This window comes from Aurantiacibacter sp. MUD11 (genome assembly GCF_026967575.1).
Taxonomy (GTDB): domain Bacteria; phylum Pseudomonadota; class Alphaproteobacteria; order Sphingomonadales; family Sphingomonadaceae; genus Alteraurantiacibacter.
In genome coordinates this window covers 918,521-941,555 of record NZ_CP114054.1, presented here as the reverse complement: position 1 = coordinate 941,555, position 23,035 = coordinate 918,521, and the positions used below count along the sequence as shown (strand labels likewise).

Sequence of the window (23,035 nt, the reverse complement as noted above, 5' to 3'; positions counted from 1 at the left end):
CAGCCAGGAGCCAGCATGTCCGAATCCGAAGTCTCCGAAGACCAGATGGCCCTCTTGCTGCAGGGTTCCCGCCAGTTTGCATTCGAGCAGATGTCCGCCGGAAGGCGCCTGCTGCCGTTCGCGGCGCGGGTGAAGACCGATGGCGAGATCGAGTTCGTCAGCTTCGCCAAGGAAGACAGCGAACAGCCGCTGGAGGAAATCTACGCGGTAACGCAGCAGGCCATGGCGCAGCAGGCGAAGGACGGGGTCATCGTCGCGGCCAGCCTGGTGGCGGCGGTGCAGATCCAGGATCCGGCGAAGGAATTCGAGCAGGCCATCCGGATTCACCTCGAAGCGCCCGGATTCGTCCGGCAGGTCCTCGCGCCTTACGCCATCGTGCCCGATGCGGAGGATGCCAACACTGCCTCGATCAACCTCGGCGAAATGATTCCCGTCGCCTGCGAGGCGGAAGTGTTCACCGGCTGATTTTGTGCCAGCGCAGGTTCAGTCGGCGCTTGGCAAGAACGAGCAATCGACCTTACAGGTTTTTCCAGGCAACCGCGGTACTTGGGACCGCATGAATTTGAGGGGCCATCGCAAGCATGTGCGGAATTATCGGAATTGTCGGCGAACGTGATGTTGCGGCGCGGCTGGTGGATGGCCTCAGGCGCATGGAATATCGCGGGTACGACAGTGCCGGCGTCTGCACGGTCAACGGCGGCGCGCTGGTGCGCCGCCGGGCCGAGGGCAAGCTGAACAACCTCGTCGAGGTGCTGGCCGCCAATCCGGCCCCCGGCCACACCGGCATCGCCCACACCCGCTGGGCAACACACGGTGCACCGACCGAGAAGAACGCCCACCCCCACGCGACCGAGCATGTCGCGCTGGTGCACAACGGTATCATCGAGAATTTCAAGGAACTGCGCGACGAACTGCGCGAAGCCGGTCGCACGCTGGAAAGCGAAACCGACACCGAGGTCGTCGTTCACCTGATCAGCCGCGAGATCGAAGGCGGCAAGTCGCCCGAAGAGGCCGTCGCCGATGTCCTGCCGCGCCTGCGCGGCGCGTTCGCGCTCGCCATCACCTTCCGTGACAATCCGGACCTGCTGATCGGCGCGCGCCTCGGTTCGCCGCTCGTCGTCGGTTACGGCGAGGGTGAGATGTTCCTTGGTTCCGATGCGCTGGCGCTCGCTCCGCTGACCCAGCAGATAGCCTATCTCGAAGAGGGCGACTGGGTCACGATCACCCGCGAATCCGCGACGATCCGGGACGTCGACGGGAATGTCGTCGAACGCGAGATCGGCACTTCGGGGGCCTCTGCCGCTGCCATCGAGAAGGGCAATTATCGCCACTTCATGCAGAAGGAGATCTTCGAGCAGCCGACCGTGGTGGCGCAGACGCTGCGGTCCTACCTGCGGCCCAGCGAACAGCGCGTGGCCCTGCCGCAGATCGACTTCGACATTTCCGCCATCGACCGTGTCACCATCGTGGCCTGTGGCACCTCGTACTACGCCGGCATGGTCGCAAAGTACTGGTTCGAACAGTTCGCCCGCGTCCCGGTCGACATCGATTTCGCCTCCGAGTTCCGGTACCGCGAGCCGATTCTGCCCGATGGTGGCCTGGCGCTGTTCATCAGCCAGAGCGGCGAGACAGCCGACACGCTGGCCGCGCTCAAGCACTGTAAGGCGCAGGGCCAGGTGATCGCGGCGGTGGTGAACGTGCCCACCAGCTCCATGGCGCGCGAGGCAGACTTGTTGCTGCCCACGCACGCCGGACCGGAAATCGGCGTCGCCTCGACCAAGGCCTTCACCTGCCAGCTGGCCGTGCTGGCCGCGCTGGCCGCGCATTTCGCGGTGAAGAAGGGCCTGATGGGCCGCGAGGAAGAGGCCAAGGTGGTCGAGCACCTGCTCGAAGCGCCTGCGTGCCTCAATGCCGCGCTCGACCATGACGAGGAAATTGCCGACATGGCGCACCTCATCGCCCCGGCGCGCGACGTGCTGTACCTCGGCCGCGGGGCGGACTTCCCGCTGGCCTTGGAAGGCGCGCTGAAACTGAAGGAAATCAGTTATATCCACGCTGAAGGCTATGCCAGCGGCGAGATGAAGCATGGGCCCATTGCGCTGATCGACGACGCCGTTCCGGTCATCGTGCTGGCGCCTTCGGGTCCGCTGTTCGAGAAGACCGTGTCCAACATGCAGGAAGTGCAGGCGCGCGGGGGCAAGGTGGTGCTGATTTCCGACCGGGAAGGCATCGACCAGGCGGGCGAAGGCTGCATGGCCGTGATCGAGATGCCCAAGGTGCATCCGCTGATTGCGCCGCTGGTCTATGCCGTGCCGGTGCAATTGCTGGCCTATCACGTCGCCGTCGCCAAGGGCACGGACGTCGACCAGCCGCGAAATCTCGCGAAATCGGTGACCGTCGAATAGGGATTCGATTCACCTAATCGCAAGGCTGCGACTTTACCGCACAATAACCATTCCGCGGGTACCAAGACCGCGTGAGCGACAAGCATTCTGGTCTGCCAAGCCTGCCTCTGCGGTTGAACGCGTTGCAGGTTATCGGCCTGCGCGACCCCGGAGAGGGCGACTGGACCCGCCTGCGCTCGCTCCAGTACGCCGAGCTGCCCAAGGTCAATCCGATCCGGATCGGCTCGCACGGCCTCGCCGCGATGCTGGCCGTCACGCTCTATGCCGATGTCATCGCTCACTGGATCCTCGGCCTGTGGCTGCTCACCATCGTGGCTGCCGTCTGGAACGTCGGCCGGCTGGAAAACAAGTTTGTCGATGCGGACAAGCGCGGCTCGCTGCGAAGCGAGTTCTTCCGTCAGGCCCTGGGCGTAGCCGGCTGCACCGTTCCCTGGGTTGCGGCCCTGCTGTTCTTCGTGCCGCTCGGTGGCACCACCGAACACTATGCCCTCTGGGCGCTCGTCGCCATGCTCATCGCCGGCAGCGCCGCAGCCATGTCGAGCGCACCGGTCGCCATCGTGGTGTTCGACCTCATCGTGGGGGTGGCTGCTACGGCGTCTTTCCTGCTGGTCAGCAACTTCGGGTTCGCCATCGCCAGCATCGGCTACACCATTGCCATCGTCGTCGCGGCCCTGCGCTCGGCACGCACCTATCTCTCCGCCAGGATCGCCGAGGCGGGCGTTGCGGAGAAGGACGAGGTCGTCTCGCTGCTGTTGCGAGAGTTCGAGGAGAAGGAATCCGACTGGCTGTGGCAGGTCGATACCAACCGCCGCATTCGCAGCGCATCGCCGCGTTTCGCCTTTGCGCTGGGGGCCCAGCCGAACGAGATCGAAGGCGAAAGCTTCATCAAGCGGATTGCCGGGTCGGCCTGGGAAAGCGGCAATTTCGCACCCAGCCTGCACGAGCTGGCCGAGAAGCTGAAGAACCGCGAACACTTCTCCAACCTGCTGGTGCAGGTGGAACTTGAAGGCGGTCGCCGTTGGTGGGAGCTTTCGGGCACGCCGCTGCACAACGAGAACGGGGCCTACATCGGCTTCCGCGGGGTCGGTTCCGACGTCACCGAACAACGCGACCGCGACGAGAAGATCGCCTACCTCGCACGCTATGACACGCTGACCGGCTTGCCCAACCGCCTGATGCTGAACGAGGCGCTGGGCGAGGCGATGCGCTATGCTGACAAGTGGAAGACGCGCTGCGCCTTCCTGATGATCGACCTCGACCGCTTCAAGGCGGTCAACGATTCACTGGGGCACCACATCGGCGACAAGCTGCTGGCGAAGGTTTCGCGGCGTCTTGCCGAAGTGATGACTGAGAACGAGCAGTGCGGACGCCTTGGCGGGGACGAATTTGCGGTGGTGATGCGCGATGCCAGCGATCGTAGCCGGGTGGAGCAGCTGGCGGATTCCATCATCCACACCCTGTCGCAGCCCTATGTGATCGACAATCACAACCTCTTCATCGGTGCCAGCGTGGGCTCGGCCATCGGCCCTCGCGACGGCAACACGGTAGAGATGCTGATGCGCAATGCCGACCTTGCGCTCTATCGCGCGAAGGACGAGGGCGGCAACGAGCACTTCGAATATGTCCCGTCGCTGCATGCCGACGCCGAGGAGCGGCGGACCATGGAGGCGGCGCTGCGGAACGCCGTGAGCAACGAGGAGCTGGAACTGAATTTCCAGCCCGTGGTCAACGCCAAGACCGAAACGGTGGTCAGCTTCGAGGCGCTGCTGCGCTGGAACAGCGAGGAGCTCGGCTTCGTCAGCCCGGCGAAGTTCATCCCGCTGGCCGAGGATACCCGCCTGATCGTGCCGATCGGCGACTGGGTGCTGCACCAGGCCTGCAAGGAAGCGACCAACTGGACGGACGATATCAAGGTTGCGGTCAACGTTTCGGGCGAGCAGCTGCTCGAACCCAATTTCCCCGCCACCATTGTCAGGGCGCTGGCCGAAACCGGTCTCCCCGCCCACCGGCTGGAAATCGAGGTGACCGAAAGCGTCTTCCTGCGCGATGGCCGCACCGCGCGCCAGACGCTGGAAGAGATCACGGCGCTGGGTTGTTCCATCGCGCTGGACGATTTCGGCACCGGTTATTCGTCGCTGGGTTACCTGCGGACGCTACGTTTCTCGACCATCAAGGTGGATCGCAGCTTCGTGCAGGGCGCGGCGCAGGACAACCAGGAAAGCCTGGCGATTATCCGCGCGGTGGTGGCCATGGCGCGCAGCCTGGAAATGTCGACCACGGCCGAGGGCGTCGAGGATGCCGAGCAGGCCGCGCTGATTCGCGAGCTGGGCTGCACCAAGATCCAGGGCTACTACTTCGGCCGGCCGATGAAAGCGCTGGAGGCGCGTTCGCTGGTGTCGAAGCGCCGCACTCGCGCCGCTTGATCATGTTGCGCAGCCGCGGATGCGGCTGCGCAGAGAATCAGGCAGCGACCAGGCTTCCGATCACGCTCTCGAACAGTCGACGACCGTCGCTGCCGCCGTGGTCGTCCTCGATGGCGCGTTCGGGGTGCGGCATCATGCCCAGCACGTTGCCCTGCGCGTTCAGCACGCCGGCAATGTCGCGCTGCGAGCCGTTGACGCTTTCGAGATAGCGGAAGGCCACGCGGCCTTCGCCTTCGAGCCGGTCCAGCGTTTCCTCGTCGGCGAAGTAGTTGCCGTCGTGGTGGGCGACCGGGATATGGATCGTCTCGCCTGCCTCATAGGCGCTGGTAAACAGGCTCTGGCTGTTCTCCACCTTCAGTGGCACCGTGCGGCAGATGAAGGTCTGCCCCGCGTTGCGCATCAGCGCGCCGGGCAGCAGGCCGCTTTCGGTCAACACCTGGAAGCCGTTGCAAACGCCCAGCACGGGCACGCCGCGCTCTGCCGCCGCCTTGACCGAGCGCATGATCGGGCTGTTGGCCGCCATCGCGCCGCTGCGCAGGTAATCACCGTAGGAAAAGCCACCGGGCAGGGCGATGAAATCGAGGCCATCGGGCAGGTCGGCATCGCCGTGCCAGACCTTCACCGGGTCCTTGCCGGAAACGTCGCGCAGGGCGACCCACATGTCCCGGTCGCAGTTGGAACCGGGAAAGGTGACAACCGCCGTCTTCATCAGCCGACCTTCTCGATGCGGTAGTTCTCGATCACCATGTTGGCGAGCAGCTTCTGGCACATCTCGTCCAGCGCGGCGTCGGTGGTGTTGTCGGCCACGTCCAGTTCGATCAGCCGACCGACGCGCACATCCTCGACGCCTTCGAAGCCAAGGCCCTCCAGCGCGTGGTGGACGGCACGACCTTGCGGATCGAGCACGCCGGGCTTCAGGCTCACGTGGATGCGGACTTTCATGGGTTCTGGCCTTTGCAGCGGGAATTCTGCCGCAGCCTATGGCGATTGAACCCGCCGCCTGCAAGACCCGCGCTGGCCTTGGCAGGGGATGGTCAGTCGGCAGTCGCTGCGGCAGGCCGGGGCAGCACCACGAACTCCAGCCGTTCCTCCGGATCGAGATAGCGCTGCGCCAGCGCCTGCACGTCTTCCGGCGTAACCGCGCGGAAGATTTCCTCGGCCCGCAGGAAGCGGTCGATCCAGGGCTGTTCGGTCTGTGCGCGGTCGACCAGGCTCATCCACCCCCCGTTGCTGTCGAGCGTGTTGCTGACCGTTTCGAGCAGCGGCTGGCGCGCGCGCAGCAGGGTGTCCTCGTCAACCGGTGAATTGCGCAGGCCGCGCACGGCCGAGAGCATGGCTTCGCGCGTCGCATCCACCTGCGCGGTATCGACCTGCGCCGAGATGTCGAAGGTGCCGAAGCCGGGATAGGTGCGCGACGGCGAGGAATCGACACTGGGCGAATAGGTCTGCCCCAGTTCCTCGCGGATGACGTCCAGCAGGCGGATCCGCATGACGCGGTCGAGCAGCATCAGTTGCAGCGATTCCTCGTCGGCGCGGTCGTCGCGGGTCGGCCAGACCATTTGCAGCATCGCCTGGTCGGGCTGCCCATCGTGATAGACCACGTGGATGCCGCGATTGTCGGTGAATGTGCGCTGCCGCTGGTCTTCATAGCTGCCGAACTCGGCTTCGCGCGGGGGCAGAGTACCGAGCGTGGCGGCGACCAGCGCGATGGTGGCGTCCTCGTCGATATCGCCGACGATCGCCAGCTCGATCGCGCCGTTCTGCCAGCGATCGGCGATGTCCTGCCGCAGCTTGGCGAAGGTCAGGCCGAGGTAGTCCTCCTCCGACTGCAGCGAGAAGCGCGGGTCGCCATCGGAGATGACGCCACCGGCCTCGGCGCTGAGCGCGGAAGCCGGCGTCGCCGTCACGCTGTCGAACCAGGCGACCACGTTGCGACGGAACTGCGCTTCGCTGGTCGAACGGAAGCCGGGATCGAGCAGGGCAGCGGTGAACAGCTGCATCTGCAACTGCAGGTCGTCCGGCGTGGTGATGCCGGACAGGCGGAAGGTCTCTTCGGCGGAATTGACGTTGAGGGAGACCTGGCGGCCCGCCATGATCGTCTGCAGTTCGTCCAGCGTGTGCGCGCCGAGCCCGCCCTGCGGCAGTGAACCGGCCAGTGCGGTGGCAAGCGGGTTATCCTGCGTGTCCAGCAGGTTCCCGCCATCGATGTTCATCTGCACGAGCACCCGGTCTTCCTCGAGATCGGTGCGCTTCAGGTTCAGCATCACGCCATTGGCAAACCGCAGCGTGCGGATACCGAGGCGGTCGTCGACCGTGTCCTGCACCAGCTCACCGGGTTCGCCGAAATCGGTGTAGGCGAACTCCACGGCCTCGCTCTCGGTATTCGCTTCCAGTTCCAGCGCCATGCCGGCATCCCAGGCCACCCGTAGCGCAGCCTCGCCGCCTTCGGGCGGGGTCTGCCCTTCAAAGCGGATCAGCGGGTTCTCCAGCTCCACCACGTCGGCGCGCAGGGCTTCCAGCACGGCTTCGGGGGTGATCAGCGGCTCATGCTCGCGCCAGCGCTCCAGCGCGCTGGCCGGCGTGGTCGGCACCTGTCCGTCGCGCAGCAGGGTGACCGCGCCGACGACGAAGCTCTGGTTGCCGCGTGTCGCCGCGCCTGCCGCATTGCTCTCGATGGCCTGCCGCAGATTGGCGACCTGTTCGGCAACTTCGGCTTCGGTAAAGCCGAAGTCCAATGCCCGGCGATATTCCCTCTGCGCTGCTGCAAGGCCGCGCTGCCATTCACCCTCTGCCGCCAGCACGGCAAGGTCGGTGACGCGGCCTTCCTCGAAGAAGTCGCTGGTGCTGAAACCGGCGGCGCGGAAGGGCGGGTCTTCAGTGCGGGTCAGCCGCTGCAGGCGGCGGTTGACGATGCCGTAGCCGATCTGGCGCAAGGCGCGCTCGCGGCGGCTCTGGATGGTGTCGGGCTGTCCGCGCCATTCGCCGATCCGCGACACGCGGATTTCCTCGGATAGCGCCGGGTCGAGATAGATGTCGGTCGCGCCGGCATGGTCGGGGTCGACCGGGCCGAAGGCGGGCGTGTCGAGGCGTGGCTCGCCTTGCCAGTCGCCGAACTTTTCACGGATCGCCGCCTCGACGGTGTCGGCGTCGTAATCGCCGATCACGATAATCGCGGTGTTCTCGGGTCGGTAATACCGTTGGTAGAGGGCGCGCAGCTTGTCGCCGTTGGCGGCTTCGATCGTCTCGATCGTGCCGATAGGCAGGCGCTGCGACATGCGGCTACCCGGATAGAGGAAAGCGAAGTTGTCGACCGCCGTGCGCAGCTGGTAGGTATCGCGCACGCGCCGTTCGGACAGGATGATGCCTTTCTCGCGCTCCACCGCGTCGTCGGCAAAGGTCACCTCGCTGGCGACTTCGCGCATCAGCATCAGCGCAGTGTCGAGCAGGTCCGCATCGTTGCGCGGCAGGTCCAGCCGATAGAGCGTGGTGTCGAAGCCGGTCGAGGCGTTGGTGTCGGCACCGAAGGCCAGTCCCTCGCGTTCCAGCAAGCGCACCATCTCGCCTTCGGGGATGTTGGTCGAACCGTTGAAGGCCATGTGCTCGATGAAGTGCGCATAGCCCTGCTCGTCCTCGGCCTCCGCGACGGAGCCGAAATCGACCCAGAACTGCACCAGACCCTGTTCCGGCGGGGTGGCGTTGGAACGGATGATGTAGCGCATCCCGTTGTCGAGCCGGCCGACCCGGTAGTCGGTGTCGAACGGCAGGTCGCTATCCGCGATTTCCGGAAAGGCCTCAGCGACTTCGGCCGGGATGTTCGCAGGCACGTCCCACGGCTGGGCGGCAAGCTCCGGCGCCTGTGCGGCGACGGGAGGGGCAAAAGCGAACGGAAGGGCGAGCGCTGCCAGCAGCGCCGGGAGGAACTTTGACTTCATGAGTGCTCTTTTGCCGACCAAAGCCTTAACCGACAATGGCCGACCTTGGGCCGTGCTTACTTCTTCGGCTTGGACGGGGGCGTGCGCAGGCGCGAGCGGTGGGCATCCATGTCCAGCACTTCGCCGGGGCCGTTGTCGTCGCCCGACAGCACGCCGAGGCGGCGGGCGACTTCCTGGTAGGCCTCTTCCTCGCCGCCGAGGTCGCGCCGGAAGCGGTCCTTGTCCAGCTTTTCGCCGCTGGCCATGTCCCACAGGCGGCAGTTGTCGGGGCTGAACTCGTCGGCCAGGATGACGCGGCTGAATTCGCCGTCGTAAATACGGCCGAATTCCAGCTTGAAGTCGATCAGGCGGATATCGACCGCGGCGAACATGCCGCAAAGGAAATCGTTGATGCGGATGGCCATGCTGGAGATGTCCTGCATCTCCTCGTGACCGGCCCAGTTGAAGCAGGCGATGTGCTCTTCGGCCACCATCGGGTCGCCCAGCTCATCGTCCTTCAGGTAGTACTCGATCAGCGTGTGCGGCAGCATCTCGCCTTCTTCGATGCCCAGCTTCTTGGCGATCGAACCGGCCGCGACATTGCGCACCACCACTTCCAGCGGAATGATTTCCACCTGTCGCACCAGCTGCTCGCGCATGTTGAGGCGGCGGATGAAATGGGTGGGGATGCCGATGTGCGCCAGGCGCGTGAAGATATACTCGCTGATGCGGTTGTTGATCACGCCCTTGCCGTTGATCGTGCCCTTCTTCTGGGCGTTGAAGGCCGTGGCATCATCCTTGAAATACTGGATGATCGTGCCCGGTTCGGGGCCTTCGTAAAGGATCTTGGCCTTGCCTTCGTAGATCTGGCGACGGCGGGACATGGGCGGCAACCTTTCCAACTTGAAAAAGCGAGCGCCCCGGCGTGGCGAAACGGGTTCGCATGGGCCGGGGCGCGCGGAAGCCGAGCCTATACACGAGGGGGCAGGGCGAGGCAATTGCAGGCGGAGTGACGGCCCCCGGCAAAGAAAAGGGGCGCGGCAGTCGCCTGCCGCGCCCCGTCAATTCGCATTGGCGAACCGGCTCAGTCTTCTTCGTCGGCAGCGCCGGCGACCAGGCCCTGGTCGACCAGGCCTTCGCGCACGTCGGCTTCGACTTCGGCGTTGTATTCGGCAACGGTGCTGATCACTTCACCGTCCTTGTCGAGCAGCAGGGCTTCGCCATTCTCGCCGACCGGAACCATGCGGACATAGACCGGATCGGGATAGAGGTGGTTGGAAGCACCATTGCTGGCATCCACCACGCCGCCGATGATGCCGCCGGCCAGCAGGTTGCCGGCAACGCCGCCACCGGTGCGGCTCTGAATCATGACTTCGACGTCCTGGTAGCCATCGCGCGAGAAGGTCACGATGTTATCGTCGCCACGGCGCATTTCGAACGAGCACGGGGTCGTGCAGCTCTGGCCGCTGTAGAGTTCGATCACCGCACCATCGGGATCGGACTGGAATTCGACCGGCTGGTTCACGCCATTCAGAACGGTGGCGCAGCCAGACAGGCCGACGGACGCCGCAAGCACGGCGGTCGCAAACTTCAACTTCATAGGAAATTGTCCCCCTAGTGTCAGACCATGTTTGGCCTGCGCCATGGATGTGCGCAATTGAGAGCGTTCGCAAGCGACATTTTTCACCAGTAACCAGTCACCTACACTTGTCTGAGCAGTGTGGCGGGAAGGTCACTCAAGCCCGGCAGGAACCTCGCCTTCGTGCGGCACCTTGCTGCGCTCGATCATGCGGCCCAGCGTGGCTCGCTGGACGAGGACGCTGAACAGAACGGCCCCGAATGTGGCGGCCAGGACCAGGTCTCGCACCGGCCCGGCGGGCAGCGACAGGGCCAGTGCCACGGAGATGCCACCGCGCAGACCGCCCCACCACAGGACGCCCCATGCGCCCTCTGCCTTGGGCCGGGCGGCGGGCACCACGCGGGTCGACAGCGTCACGGCCGCGGCGCGAGCGAACAGGGTGACGGGGATGGCCGCCAGCATCAGCAGGCTTTCATCCACGCCCGGCACCAGCGCGATCATTTCCAGCCCGATCAGCAGGAACAGGACGGAGTTGAGCAGCTCGTCCACCACCTCCCAGAACTTGATGACATAATCGCGGGTGATGTCGCTCATCGCGTAGGTGACGCCGTGATTGCCGATCAGCAGGCCGGCGACCGCCATCGCCAGCGGGCCGGACACGTGCAGCGCATGGCACAGCGCATAGCCGCCCATGACGACGGCGAGCGTGATCGTCACCTCCAGCCCGTATTCGTCCATGGAGCGCATGGCGCGGAAGCCCATGTAGCCCGCGACCAGGCCGATCAGGATTCCCCCGCCAGCTTCCATCACGAACAGCCGCGCGCCTTCGCCGATGTCGAAGTCCTGGCCGGTCACGGCGGCGCCCAGCAGGATTGTGAAGACCACGATGCCGACGCCGTCGTTGAACAGGCTTTCGCCGGCGACGCTGGCCTGCAGGCTTTCCTCGACGTGTTCCTCTTTCAGCACGCCCAGCACCGCCACCGGGTCGGTCGGGGCGATCAGCGCGCCGAAAACGAAGTACCATATCGGTGCGATGGGTAGTTCGAGCAGCAGGCCGACGCCCCAGGTCAGCAGGCCGACGATGACCGTGGAGACGATCACGCCGACGGTGGAGAGCAGCAGAACGGGCGCCCAGTCGGCCTTCAACCGGTCGAGATCGACATGCAGCGCGCCGGCGAACAGCAGGAAGCTGAGCATCCCCTGCAGCAGCGTGTCGGTGAAGTTCATCCGTTCCAGCAGGCGGGCGACGGTATCGTCCAGGGTGACGCCGGGGATGAAGGCATTGGCGACCAGCAGGCCCACCGCGGCCACCGCGCCCATCACTGTCAGCCCGATGACGTGGGGCAGCTTGATGAAGTGGTGGTTGAACCAGCCCAGCAGGGCGGAGGCGACCACCAGCATGGCCGCGAGGTCGAAGGGGGATAGTCCGCCTGAAGTTTCATGCATTACGCACGGTTAGCCGCGCGCAGAGCGCTTGACCATATCGATCACAGTGGGTGCGCGGTGGATTGGCTCGGTCAGGCCAGCATCTCTTCGGGCCACAGCGCGCGCAGGTTCTTGGGCAGCGCGTGGCGCACCTTTTCGATCTGTCCTCTCGAAACGTGGCCGGAAAGGACGGAGAAGACCGCCTCGATCGCGTCCTTGGAATCGACGGTGCGGGTGTTGTGCAGCCCGTCCTGTACCGCGTGGATGAACTCCTCCGCGCTCTGCATGTCGCTGGGCAGCTTTTCGGGTTCGAACTGATCGTAATAGATGCCGCGCACCATCAGCGGCAGTTGTGCTCCCAGGTGCGCGGCGACCTGCATCGGCAGGCGATCGCGCAAGGTGTGCAGCACGACGGACAGGACTTTCCAGGCGACGGCGCGGTCCGGCCCGATCTTGTCGTTGATTTCATCGAGCCAGATATGGGTCGTGTGAAGTGTCTTGTCGAAGACCTCGAGTCCGGTGGTGCTCATGACGGAACCTCCTCAGATATCGGAGCAACAATGCGGCCCGCATCGCAGATGCCGCACCTATTACTCTGATATCACTGAACGGGTCCGTCATTGATCTCGATCACATCGAGATTCCGGCGTTAGTCCATCAGCTTGGCGGCCGTGTTCGCCACGCGGCGGCCGAGGTACTTGGCGCCTTCCACCTCGACTTCGCTCGGCTGGCGGCTGCCGTCCGGCCCGGCAATGGTGGTGGCACCGTAAGGCGCGCCGCCCTTGACTTCGTCGACGCCGTTCTGGCCGTCGAAGCCGTAGTCGAGACCGATGATGGACATGCCGAAATGCAGCAGGTTGGTGATCATGGAGAACAACGTGGTTTCCTGCCCGCCGTGCTGCGAATTGCTGGAAGTGAACACCGCGCCCGGCTTGCCGATCAGCGCGCCACTGGCCCAGACGCCGCCACAGGTGTCGAGGAAGGCGGCCATCTGGCTGGGCAGGCGGCCAAAGCGGGTCGGGGCGCCCAGCACCAGGCCGTCATAGCTGCCCAGGGCATCCGGGCCTTCGATCAGCGGATGCTCGTCATTGGTCTGGAAGCCGAAGTTCTCGACGATCTCCTGCGGTGCGGTTTCCGGCACGCGGCGGATGTCGGCCTCGTGCCCGGCATCGCGAATGCCGGCGGCCACGGCTTCCGCCATCTGCGAGATGTGACCGTAGGAGGAATAGTAGAGCACGAGGATGCGGGCCATGAGTGAAGTCCTTTTGCTTGCCGGATAATTCCTTGCCGTTAAGCTCGCGGCGAGGGGAGTTCCATGCGTAGATTGATTCTGTCCGCTTTTGCAATGCTGGCCCTTGGGCCGGGTTCCCAGGCGATCAATCCATTATCCGCCCATGACAACGGCTGCGCGCGCGAATGCCTGGAGGGGCATGTCGATGCCTACCTGACGGCGATGGTGGCGAAAGACCTCGACGCGCTGCCGCTGGCGGAGGAGGTGCGCTTCGCGGAGAATGGCGTGCAGCTGGAGCCGGGGCGGGGCAGCTGGGCGACCATCGACGGGCTGGGAACCTATCGTCACGTCTTCGCCGATCCGCATACGGGCAACGTCGGCGTCATCACCACCGTTACCGAACACGGCGCGCCCGCCATGCTCGACCTGCGGATGCGGGTAATGGGCGGCGAAATCCACGAGATCGAGACGCTCTACATCCGTGATCCGGGTGGCTACGCCCGCTACGAGGAAATGGGTGAGGCCGAAGCCACCTGGTACGAAACCGTACCGGAGGAAGAGCGCCTGTCGCGTGACGAGATGGTCAGCGTGGTGAACCGCTACTTCACCGCCATGGTGCGCAACGATGGCCGTGCCGACTACACCTTCTTCCATCCGGACTGCGACCGGCTGGAGCACGGGCTGAAGACCACCAATCTCGAGACTGCCGAGGCCTATGGCCACTCGCAGGACACCGATTTCCGCTCGCTCGATTGCCGCAACCAGTTCGGCATGGGCTTCCTCGGTTTCGTCACCGACATTCGTGACCGGCGCTTCCTGGTGCTGGACGAGGAACGGCAGGCGGTGCTGGCCATGGTCTACCTCGACCATGACGGCACGGTGCGCGAGCTGCCGCTTTCGACCGGCAACACCTTCGTGCTGCCGCCCTATTTCAACGTTCCGCGCGGCCTGACCGTGGTGGAAGGCTTCAAGTTGAAGGACGGCATGATCCACCGCATCGAGATGACGCTGATCGAAACGCCCTATGGCAATCCGCCCCCATGGGCCGATGCCGAAGGCGTGGTGGTGATCCCATGAGCGCGCGCTGGATGATTGCCGCAGCGGCGGTGCTGGTTGCGACTCCCGCAACGGCGCAGAGCTCGCCGGAAGACCTCGCGGACCGTTTCGAGCGGGCACTGGTCGCGGGCGACTACCGCGTGTTGCCCCTGGCGGAGGGCTTCACCTACACCGAGAACGGCGCCCGGCTGGACCCGTGGGACGGCATGTGGCGCACAACCACGGCGCTGGAAGGCGCGGTGGACTTTCCCGAGCTCGATTACCGCGTGGAACTGGCCGATGGCGATACGGTCGTCCGCATCGTCGAAAGCATCGAGAACACCGTCCACGGCGTGATGGCCTATCGTCTGGTGGCCGATGGTGACCAGATTGCCAGTGTGGACGTGCTGCCGATCCGCGAGGAATTCGGTGGCGACCGGGGCGGCACGATTACCCTGTTGCAACCGATGCTGCCCTTTACGATGGATGGCGAACTGGTCGGGCCGCCTGATCCCGCTTTTGCGCAGGCGCATTCAAACCCTGTGCAGGATATCGAACAGACTATCAGGCGCTACTTCGCCTTCGCGACTGGCGAGGCGGAAGGGCCATTGCCGATGGATTTCGGCTTTCCCGACGATTGCGTGCGCACCGACAACGGACAGCGCGCGACCGACGTAAGCGATGCGGACCTGCTCGATCCCGCACAGCCGGGATTTCGACCTTTCGCGCTGGGCTGCAATGCGCAGATGCAAAGCGGCTACTACTCCAACTTCTCGGTAGGCGACGTGCGCATTTTTGCCGATAGCGCGCGTGGCATCGGGATCGCCTTCGTAAGGCTCGACCAAGCCGGCACCGTGCTTTCGTTCGAAGCTCCGGGCATTGGCACGGTGACCTATCCCGGACCTCGTGGCGCGGTTGAGGGGGCGAATACCGGCGAACAGTTCGACGGTCGCATCCTGACCAACATGATCTCGCCGATGTCCGTGAACGGCGCGTACCTGTTTAAGCTGGACGAACGCGGCGGGATCGCCCGCATCGACGCGTTCTATCGCGGCGCGCCACTCGGCTGGGACGCGGTTCCGGACTAGTCTGGAGGAGTGGTGCCCGGGGGCGGAGTCGAACCACCGACACGACGATTTTCAGTCGTCTGCTCTACCACTGAGCTACCCAGGCATCTCATCGGCGACAGGCATCTTCGAAGTGCCCGGCCAGCGAGTGAAGCGCGCCTATGGCGAAGCCTTGCGCGCTTGGCAAGACCCCTTGTCGGCAAAAATCAGTCTTCGCGTGCGATATCGTCGGGGGAGGCCGGCGGACCGGGCACGGCATAGCCATCGTTGAACCACGCCGCCAGGTCGCGATCGCGGCAACGGCTGGAGCAGAAGGGCGCGAATTCCTCGCTGCGCGGCTTCTTGCACATCGGGCAGGGTTTGGCGGTCTTGGTGCTCATCGTGGCACAAGCTGGGCGTGCGGTGCTTCGATCGCAAGGGTCGGATCCGGCCTTGTTGACACCTCGCGGCCGGTACGTCGCTGGAGTTCCGCCAGCCACTCCTCCGTCAGCTTGGCAATGACGGCAGGGTGCGCGGCCAGTTCGATCTTGCCGGCACCTTCCAGCCTTTCGGCACGGCGCAAGAGGAAACGGGCGGCAGCTCCGACGCGGTGACAGGCAAGGCGCTGCAACATGCTCGGCTGCTCCAGCCGCGCGACGATCTGCACGAAGCCGAAACCGTTCATGGCGGTGCGTTCATGCGGCCAGTCTGCAAGGAACTTCGACAGACGATCGTCGATGGCCTTGCGGTCCGACTTGTCGAGCGTGGGGAAATCGATGCCGATATTGCCGCCGATGTTCATCCGCGCCAGCGTGCGCGCCAGGACCGGAATACCGTTGTGGTACAGCGCCTCGGGATAGTCGTGCAGGTCCACGTCGATCAGCGTCATCGCCGGTGTGGGGGAAAGGATCAGCGATCCGCCGCTGAAGGGCACCTCGCCTGTCCAGGCCTCGATGAACAATTCGTCCCAGTCGGCCTCGCCAGGGAAGGCTGTCACTTCGCGGGCATCTGCGCCTTCGGATGTAAGCTGTTGCAGCAGGCCCGGCGGTGGGGTGACCGCTTCCTCTGTGAACGTGGATCTGGCGATTTTCAGCCGTCCGCGTTCGGCAATCGCCTCTCGCGTCACCTTTTGCCGCACCCGCATGCCTTCGGTGGTCTCGCGCGGAATCCTGCTGGCGTGGGCTTCCTGGCCGTTGGCAAAGCGGACGATACCGCTGTTGCGCCAGGCGCCGTTCGATCGGAGGCTGACGACCACCGCGTCTTCTACCTGGCCAAGCGTCAGGTTGCCCGGCCAATGGATGCGTGCGGCAACGATCTCGCCGTCCTGCGAGCGGATCGCCCGTTCCTCGCCGATGCCCCGTTCGACGAGCCAGCCGTCGGAGGGGCGCTCAGCCAATGGGGAACCCCGCTGCCTTCAGCAAGGCGCGTGTCTCGTAAAGCGGCAGGCCGACCACGCCGGAATGGCTGCCCTGGATCCACGGGATCAGCGCTTCGGCCATGCCCTGGATGGCATAGCCGCCGGCCTTGCCGTGCCATTCGCCGCTGGCGATGTAGGCCTCGATCTCGGCGGCGGAGAGGCGCTTGAACTTGAGCTGGGTCTCGCTCAGTCGCTCGGCGATGGAGCCGTCAGGCGCGGCCAGCGCAATCGCGGACAGGACGCGGTGGCGACGGCCGGAGAGCAGTTGCAGGCATTCGCGTGCGGTCGCTTCGTCCTCGGCCTTGGGCAGGATGCGCCGCCCGGCGGCAACGACCGTGTCGCCCGCCAGTACATGCGCTCCGCCTCCATCCACGGCCTGCGCCTTCTCCCGCGCCATGCGCATGGCATAGGCGCGCGGCAGTTCGCGGGGCAGGGGGCTTTCGTCGATGTCGGCGGGGGCAACCGCGTCCGGCTCTACGCCAAGGCGGCCCAGCAGTTCGCGCCTGCGCGGGCTGGCCGATGCAAGGATGAGCTTGGGTGTACCGGAGGTCACGGGCGCTCTTTGCGCCTCAGCCGTTGTATCCCGGCGGGCCGCTGCGGCCTGGCATGAAGCGATAGGTGATACGCGCCTTCGTCAGGTCGTAGGGCGTCAGTTCGCACAGGACTTCGTCGCCCACCAGCACGCGGATGCGGTTCTTGCGCATGCGACCGGCGGTGTGACCGAGCACTTCGTGGCCGTTCTCGAGCTCGACGCGGAACATTGCATTGGGCAGCAGCTCCACCACCTTGCCGCGCATTTCGAGAAGTTCTTCTTTAGCCATTCAGTTTCTTGGTCCTTGTTAGCAATTCAGCGCAAATACGAGATATTGGCGGCGCGCCATAGCGGCAAGCGGCCCAAAAGGGAAGCCACCCCTTACCAAGGTACCGGTGGAACCCGCCTGAATCCCTGCGAAAGCTGCGATACATCTGCGACAAAATAAGACAACGGTCCGTATTGCGCGTTTTTGCGCTGCAGCACATATGCGCGTCCAACGCATTCGTTGATTTTGTCCGGAGCCCCCCAAGGCGTGAGAATTTCGCAATCTAGCAGCGTATTGGCCATCGCCTCGATGTTGTGTGCCTCCCCTGTTCTGGCGGAGGAGGTGGAGCCCGCACCGTCCGCCGCCACGGCACAGGAAAATGACGGACCCGCCACCGGCCCCGCGCCGGAAGTGGAGGAGGATGACGTCAACACCATCCTCGTGCTCGGCGCGCGGCTGGTCGGACAGGTGGATGCACCCGAACCGCCGATCCTCGAACTCGATGAAGCGGATATCGCCGCCTACGGTGCGGGTTCAATTGCCGAACTGCTGCAGGCGCTTGGCCCGCAGGTGAATTCCAGCCGTGGGCGCGGTGGCAGTGGCGGTTTCGGCGGTGGCGGTGGCCCGGTCATCCTCGTCAACGGCGTGCGCATTTCCTCCTTCCGCGAACTGCGCAGCTACCCGCCGGAGGCGATCGAGCGGACCGAGGTGTTCAGCGAGGACGTGGCCCAGCGCTATGGCTATTCGCCGGACCAGCGGGTGGTGAACTTCATCCTCAAGGACAATTTCTCCAGCCGCGAGATCGAAGTCGAATATGGCCAGCCCTTCGATGGCGGCTATTCGACGCAGGAGGTGGAAGGCACCTACCTACGGATCGACGGGCCGAGCCGGCTCAACCTCAATCTCGAATGGGACAATTCGAGCATGCTGACCGAGGCCGAGCGCGATATCGTGCAGGCCGACGGCAGTCTGCCGGACCTCGCCACCGATCCCGATCCCGCCGAATACCGCAGCCTGGTGGCCGATTCCGCCGGAGTGGAGGCGACCGTCAACTGGTCGACGCGCCTTGGCCAGGCTGGCAATTCGCTCAGCCTCAATGCGACCTACGAGCGCGAGGACAGTCTGCGCCTGCAGGGCCTCGACATCGTGCTGCTGACCGACGACCAGAACAACACTTTGCGGCGCACCTTCAACGAGGAAGACCCGCTGACGGTCGACCGGCGCAGTGAAACCTACGCCATGGGCAGCACGGTCAACCTGCAACTCGGCGAGTGGGAAGTCACGGGTACGCTCGACGGGACCTACGTGGATTCCATCAGCCGCACCGGCCGCCGCGTCGATACCACGGCGCTCGTCGCCGATGCTGCCGCCGGGCTGATCGCCATCGACGGTGACCTGGGCACTTTCGCAGAGGCGGGCGTCGATGAATCGCTGACCGACACCTACACATTCAACGCGCTGTCGACCGCGCGGGCGACACCGATCTTCCTGCCTGCCGGGGACATCTCCGTGACGCTCGACGCAGGCTATCGCTGGAACCGCATCGAGAGCAGCGACACCCGCGCGCTGGCAGCCGATATCGGCCTTTCGCGCAGCCGCGTGTTCGGCGGAGCCAACGTCGCCATCCCGCTGACCAGCCGCGACGAGGAAGTTGTTGGCGCGGTGGGCGATATTACGCTGAACCTGAATGTGGGCGTCGATTACCTCTCGGACTTCGGCACGCTGACCGACTGGACCGCCGGCGTGACCTGGGGCGTGACCGACACGATCACCTTCACCGCCAATCATATAAACCGCGAAGTTGCCCCGTCGCTCAGCCAGCTGGGCAATCCGGCGATTGCGACACCCAACGTGCCGGTGTTCGACATTCTCAACAACGAGACGGTGCTGGCCACCGTCATCACCGGCGGCAATCCCAACTTGCCGGCGCAGGACCAGAGCGACTGGAAGTTCGGCGTCATCTGGGAACTGCCCTTCATCGATGGCGGCTCGGTATCGGTCGACTATTACGACAACCACTCCACCAACGTCACCGCCAGCCTGCCGGTGCTGACGCCGGAAATCGAAGCGGCCTTTCCGGATCGCGTCACCCGCGATGCCACTGGCCAGCTGATCCAGGTGGACGAGCGCTTCATCACCTTTGCCGAGCGCGACGAGCGGCGACTGCAGTTCGGCCTGAACCTCTCGGGTCGTATCGGTGGCGAAAGCGAAGGCCGCGGCGGTCGCGGCGGACCGCCGGGTGGCGCCGCCGGTGGCCCACCGCCCGGTGCCTTCGGCGGCGGTCAAGGCGGCGCAACGGGGCAGGGCGGTCCGCCCAATGCCGAGCGCTTCCAGGCCATGCGCGCGACCTTCTGCGAGACCGAGCCGGACCAGTTGGCCGACCTGTTCAACCGCGCCATCGCGGCGCAGGCGGCCGGTGAAGAACCACCGGTCGGACCGGACGGCCAGCCGATTGCCATCCCGCCGCAGATGCTGGAGCGGCTGACCGGCGAGAACGGCCAGGTCGATCCCGAACGATTTGCTGCGATTCGCGAACGGATTTGCAGCGCGGATGGGCCGCCGCAGTTCGCTGGACAGGGTGGACCGCAAGGAGGTCCTCCGGGCGGTCCGCCACAGGCCGGGCAGGGCGGTCCGCCGGCCGGTGGGGGCCGTGGTCGCGGCGGTTTCCGTGGCGGCTTCGGCCCCTTCGGGGGCTCCGGTGGTCCGCCCAGCGGACGCTGGTTCCTGAACCTGAACTACACGCTGGAGCTGGAAAACACCGTGCTCATCGCACCGGGCCTGCCGCGTCTCGACCTGCTCGATGGCGATGCGCTGACCGGCGGCGGCGAACCGCGCCATGCCGCCAGTGCGCGGGCCGGCGTATTTTATGACGGCTTCGGCCTGATTTCCTTCGCCAACTACACCGGTTCCTCGCGCATCGAAGGCAGCAGCCAGCCGGGCAGCACGGACCTCTATTTCGACGATATCGTCACCTTCAACCTGCGCGCTTTCGCCGATCTTGGCCGGCGTCAGGGACTGGTGGAGCAGGTGCCGTTCTTCGAGAATACCCGCATCGGCATCGGCATCGACAACCTGTTCGATGCGCGCCAGCGGGTGACCGACAGCAACGGCGATACGCCGCAGCGTTACCAGCCGCTGCTGCTCGATCCGGTGGGACGCAGCTTCGAAATCGAGATCCGCAAGTTGTTCTGAGTTCGTTTTTCGAACCCGCCTCCGCGGCTTCGTCCTCGGTACTTTTCGCTCCGCTACGCTTTGCAGCACCTGCGGGCGGGCGTTCGCACTTGTGGTCCTGCGGACCGGTCAGAGCGCCTGCGCCGCCGCGTGGGCGGAGGCCCATGCCCACTGGAAGTTGTAGCCGCCCAGCCAGCCGGTAACGTCCACGGCCTCGCCGATGGCGTAGAGGCCGGGCACCTTGTGGGCTTCCATCGTTTGCGATGACAGTTCCCGGGTATCGATCCCGCCCACGGTCACTTCGGCCTTGGCAAAGCCCTCGGTGCCGTTGGGGTGGAACTGCCAGTTGGCGAGGCGTTCCTCAGCGGATCGCAGCGCCTTGTCGGGGACGTTGCCGAGGTCACCCTCGATGCCGAGCTGGTCTGCCAGCACATCGGCCAGCCGGTCTGGCAGATGCGTGCGCAACAGCGCGCGGAAATGTTGTGACGGGGACTGCCGCTTGGCTTCCAGCAGCCAGCCTTGCGGCTGCTCCGGCAGGAAGCGGATCGATACCGGATCGCCGGGGCGCCAGTAACTGGAGACCTGCAGGATGGCGGGGCCGGACAGGCCACGGTGGGTGAACAGCGCAGCTTCGCGGAATTTCGCCTTGTTTGCCGTTGCCTCGACTTCGGCGGCAACGCCTGACAGTTCGCGAAACAGCACTTCCTCTCCGCCAAGCGTCAGCGGGACGAGGGCAGGGCGCGGTTCGATCACCTTCAGGCCGAACTGGCGGGCAAGGCCATAGGCGAAATCGCTCGCGCCCATCTTGGGGATCGAGGGCCCCCGGTTGCGATCACCAGTGAAGGCGCGGAGAAGCTGCCGTACTGGGTGGTGACGGTGAACACGCCGTCAGCATGGTCGACGCCCGCGATTTCCTCGTTGCAGCGAATCGTCACCTTGCCGGGACCGGCCGCGCATTCGTCCAGCAGCATGTCGACGATCTGGCGCGCCGAACCGTCGCAGAACAGCTGGCCCAGCGTCTTCTCGTGCCAGGCGATGCCGTGTTTCTCGACCAGCTCGATGAAATCCTGCGGCCGATACCGGCTGAGCGCCGACTTGGCGAAATGCCGGTTGGCGCTGAGATAGTTGGCAGGCCCCGCGCCGATATTGGTGAAATTGCAGCGCCCGCCGCCCGAAATCAGGATTTTCTTGCCGACCTTCTCGGCGCGTTCGAGCACGAGCACATCTCGGCTGCGCTGCCCGGCAAGGGCGGCGCAGAACAGGCCGGCGGCTCCCCCGCCAAGGACAATGGCGTCGAACTGGTCAGTCAATCAGGCCTCGGCAGCGTTCTGCTGGCGAGCGGCGACGAAGAACAGGCCTGTGCCCACCACGAAGATGATGCCGAGCATCTGGAATGCCTCCATGCTGGCATGGCTGGCCACCCAAAGCGTCGCCGTGATGGCGAGGCCTGCAACCGGCAGGTGCCACCAGGGCGCATTCTCCCGGTCGCGCCGCTCCAGCACGGGCAGCGCCATGGCCGAGAGGAAATAGGTCACCAGTCGTGACAGCGTGCTGGCTACCGCCAGCGCGGCGAACCCGCCCCACAGGCTGAACAGGATGGCGACCCCGCCATAGAACAGGATCGACACGTCCGGCGTACGGAAGCGCGGCGAGACGTGCGCGAAGAAGGCGGGCAAGGTGCCTTGCTCGGCCATGCCATAGGTCATGCGCGGGATAACAATGCCGCCGTTCAGCGTGTTCGCCGCCACCGAGAAGGCCGCAGCTATCGAAATGGCAATAATGCCGGTTTGCCCGGCAATCTCTCCGGCTGCAGCGGCCAGCGCACTTTCTCCGTCGCCAGCATCGGGCGCGATGGCGAGATAGGCCCAGATAACCAGCATGTAGAACAGCGCGACCGCCACCAGCGTGGTCATCAGCGCCAAGGGAATGGTGCGGCGCGGGTTCTGCAATTCGCCGGCGGGGAAGTTGGCATTTTCGAAAGCCATGTAGGCGTAGAAGGTCAGCAGCACGACGCTTTCGAAGGCGGTGAATTCGGGCAGGCTGAAGCCGACCGCCGGATCGCGCGTTGCCAGTCCCCACACCACCAGGACCACCAGTGGGGCGAGCTTGATGACTGTCATGAAGCCAAGCGCCCCGACCGAGGCGCGCATGCCCACGAGGTTCACCAATGTGACGAAGGCGATGAAGGCGATGGTCGCGGCAGAGCGCAGTGTGGGGTCCTCCAGCACCGGGAACAGCACTGCGAGATAGGCAATCGCGACATGGGTATTGGCCGCCACGGCCACCACGGCGGAAGCATAGCGCATCCAGCCCGACTGGAAGCCGGTGAACTTGCCGAAGGCCGCATTGGCATAGAGCACCGGGCCGCCATGCCCGTCAAAACGCATGGCTAGGGCAGCGAATACCCATGCCAGCGGCAGGATGATCAGCGCGCCCAGCAACATCATCCACGGGGCGAAGTTGCCGACCGCCGCGACAAGGATGGCCGGCATGGCGAAAATGCCCGAACCGATCATGCCGTTCACCGGGAACAGGGCGGTGCCCCAGAACCCCACCGTGCGCGGCAGTTTCTCCGCTGTTGCCATTGCCCGT

The 23,035-nt window shown here is 65.1% G+C and carries 19 protein-coding genes, 1 tRNA gene and 1 pseudogene; 6 read left to right on the top strand and 15 right to left on the bottom strand.

Features of this window, described 5'->3' with window-relative positions; genetic code table 11:
• Nucleotides 1-15: 15 nt before the first annotated feature.
• The 3 genes from OZN62_RS04640 to OZN62_RS04630 all read left to right on the top strand — a co-directional run bounded on the left by OZN62_RS04640 (nucleotide 16) and on the right by OZN62_RS04630 (nucleotide 4,828).
• Nucleotides 16-465 (top strand): hypothetical protein, encoded by a 450-nt coding sequence (locus OZN62_RS04640; protein ID WP_269101574.1) that lies wholly within the window; start codon nucleotides 16-18, stop codon nucleotides 463-465.
• 116 nt (nucleotides 466-581) lie between these two features.
• Nucleotides 582-2,405, top strand: coding sequence for a glutamine--fructose-6-phosphate transaminase (isomerizing) (gene glmS / locus OZN62_RS04635; RefSeq protein WP_269101573.1), 1,824 nt, complete (start codon nucleotides 582-584; stop codon nucleotides 2,403-2,405).
• Nucleotides 2,406-2,476: 71 nt separating this feature from the next.
• A complete protein-coding gene (locus OZN62_RS04630) occupies nucleotides 2,477-4,828 on the top strand; it encodes a putative bifunctional diguanylate cyclase/phosphodiesterase (protein ID WP_269101572.1) in 2,352 nt (783 codons plus the stop codon).
• A 37-nt stretch (nucleotides 4,829-4,865) separates the two neighbouring features.
• On the opposite strand, the gene purQ is transcribed toward OZN62_RS04630, so the two are convergent.
• The 8 genes from purQ to wrbA all read right to left on the bottom strand — a co-directional run bounded on the left by purQ (nucleotide 4,866) and on the right by wrbA (nucleotide 12,995).
• Nucleotides 4,866-5,537 (bottom strand): phosphoribosylformylglycinamidine synthase subunit PurQ, encoded by a 672-nt coding sequence (gene purQ / locus OZN62_RS04625; protein ID WP_269101571.1) that lies wholly within the window; start codon nucleotides 5,535-5,537, stop codon nucleotides 4,866-4,868.
• Nucleotides 5,537-5,770 carry a phosphoribosylformylglycinamidine synthase subunit PurS gene (gene purS, locus OZN62_RS04620; protein WP_269101570.1) on the bottom strand — a complete coding sequence of 78 codons (234 nt, stop codon included), beginning with the start codon at nucleotides 5,768-5,770 and terminating at the stop codon, nucleotides 5,537-5,539. The genes purQ and purS overlap by 1 nt, the downstream gene beginning before the upstream one ends.
• Nucleotides 5,771-5,862: 92 nt before the next feature.
• Entirely contained in the window at nucleotides 5,863-8,760 is a 2,898-nt protein-coding gene (locus OZN62_RS04615) for a M16 family metallopeptidase (RefSeq protein WP_269101569.1), read from the bottom strand.
• A 56-nt stretch (nucleotides 8,761-8,816) separates the two neighbouring features.
• The gene (gene purC, locus OZN62_RS04610; RefSeq protein ID WP_269101568.1) at nucleotides 8,817-9,623 is read right to left on the bottom strand and encodes a phosphoribosylaminoimidazolesuccinocarboxamide synthase; all 807 of its coding nucleotides are present in this window, start codon (nucleotides 9,621-9,623) and stop codon (nucleotides 8,817-8,819) included.
• A gap of 200 nt (nucleotides 9,624-9,823) precedes the next feature.
• Nucleotides 9,824-10,339 (bottom strand): hypothetical protein, encoded by a 516-nt coding sequence (locus OZN62_RS04605; protein WP_269101567.1) that lies wholly within the window; start codon nucleotides 10,337-10,339, stop codon nucleotides 9,824-9,826.
• Nucleotides 10,340-10,471: 132 nt separating this feature from the next.
• Nucleotides 10,472-11,764 carry a cation:proton antiporter gene (locus tag OZN62_RS04600; protein ID WP_269101566.1) on the bottom strand — a complete coding sequence of 431 codons (1,293 nt, stop codon included), beginning with the start codon at nucleotides 11,762-11,764 and terminating at the stop codon, nucleotides 10,472-10,474.
• A gap of 71 nt (nucleotides 11,765-11,835) precedes the next feature.
• Nucleotides 11,836-12,273 carry a DUF2267 domain-containing protein gene (locus tag OZN62_RS04595; RefSeq protein WP_269101565.1) on the bottom strand — a complete coding sequence of 146 codons (438 nt, stop codon included), beginning with the start codon at nucleotides 12,271-12,273 and terminating at the stop codon, nucleotides 11,836-11,838.
• A gap of 119 nt (nucleotides 12,274-12,392) precedes the next feature.
• A complete protein-coding gene (gene wrbA / locus OZN62_RS04590; protein ID WP_269101564.1) occupies nucleotides 12,393-12,995 on the bottom strand; it encodes an NAD(P)H:quinone oxidoreductase in 603 nt (200 codons plus the stop codon).
• 63 nt (nucleotides 12,996-13,058) lie between these two features.
• On the opposite strand from wrbA, the gene OZN62_RS04585 reads away from it, so the two are divergent.
• Both OZN62_RS04585 and OZN62_RS04580 read left to right on the top strand, forming a co-directional pair.
• Nucleotides 13,059-14,051, top strand: coding sequence for a hypothetical protein (locus OZN62_RS04585; protein ID WP_269101563.1), 993 nt, complete (start codon nucleotides 13,059-13,061; stop codon nucleotides 14,049-14,051).
• Nucleotides 14,048-15,097: a hypothetical protein gene (locus OZN62_RS04580; RefSeq protein WP_269101562.1), complete on the top strand. Its 1,050-nt coding sequence runs from the start codon at nucleotides 14,048-14,050 to the stop codon at nucleotides 15,095-15,097. Before OZN62_RS04585 ends, OZN62_RS04580 begins: the two co-directional genes overlap by 4 nt.
• Nucleotides 15,098-15,107: 10 nt before the next feature.
• On the opposite strand, the gene OZN62_RS04575 is transcribed toward OZN62_RS04580, so the two are convergent.
• The 5 genes from OZN62_RS04575 to infA all read right to left on the bottom strand — a co-directional run bounded on the left by OZN62_RS04575 (nucleotide 15,108) and on the right by infA (nucleotide 17,293).
• Nucleotides 15,108-15,182 (bottom strand) — tRNA-Phe (locus OZN62_RS04575).
• 100 nt (nucleotides 15,183-15,282) lie between these two features.
• Entirely contained in the window at nucleotides 15,283-15,456 is a 174-nt protein-coding gene (locus OZN62_RS04570) for a DNA gyrase inhibitor YacG (RefSeq protein WP_269101560.1), read from the bottom strand.
• Nucleotides 15,453-16,451, bottom strand: coding sequence for a ribonuclease (locus OZN62_RS04565; protein ID WP_269101559.1), 999 nt, complete (start codon nucleotides 16,449-16,451; stop codon nucleotides 15,453-15,455). The genes OZN62_RS04570 and OZN62_RS04565 overlap by 4 nt, the downstream gene beginning before the upstream one ends.
• Nucleotides 16,444-17,025: a Maf family protein gene (locus OZN62_RS04560; protein WP_269101558.1), complete on the bottom strand. Its 582-nt coding sequence runs from the start codon at nucleotides 17,023-17,025 to the stop codon at nucleotides 16,444-16,446. Before OZN62_RS04560 ends, OZN62_RS04565 begins: the two co-directional genes overlap by 8 nt.
• 16 nt (nucleotides 17,026-17,041) lie before the next feature.
• Nucleotides 17,042-17,293: a translation initiation factor IF-1 gene (gene infA / locus OZN62_RS04555; RefSeq protein WP_119585286.1), complete on the bottom strand. Its 252-nt coding sequence runs from the start codon at nucleotides 17,291-17,293 to the stop codon at nucleotides 17,042-17,044.
• A gap of 321 nt (nucleotides 17,294-17,614) precedes the next feature.
• Between infA and OZN62_RS04550 the strand changes: the two genes are divergently transcribed.
• Nucleotides 17,615-20,464 (top strand): TonB-dependent receptor plug domain-containing protein, encoded by a 2,850-nt coding sequence (locus OZN62_RS04550; RefSeq protein WP_269101557.1) that lies wholly within the window; start codon nucleotides 17,615-17,617, stop codon nucleotides 20,462-20,464.
• Between the two features lie 108 nt (nucleotides 20,465-20,572).
• On the opposite strand, the pseudogene OZN62_RS04545 reads toward OZN62_RS04550, so the two are convergent.
• Together OZN62_RS04545 and OZN62_RS04540 are read right to left on the bottom strand one after the other, a co-directional pair.
• Nucleotides 20,573-21,753: pseudogene (locus tag OZN62_RS04545) on the bottom strand (NAD(P)/FAD-dependent oxidoreductase).
• Nucleotides 21,754-23,028, bottom strand: a complete 1,275-nt coding sequence (locus tag OZN62_RS04540; protein ID WP_269101556.1) for an APC family permease — start codon at nucleotides 23,026-23,028, stop codon at nucleotides 21,754-21,756.
• Nucleotides 23,029-23,035: the final 7 nt, after the last annotated feature.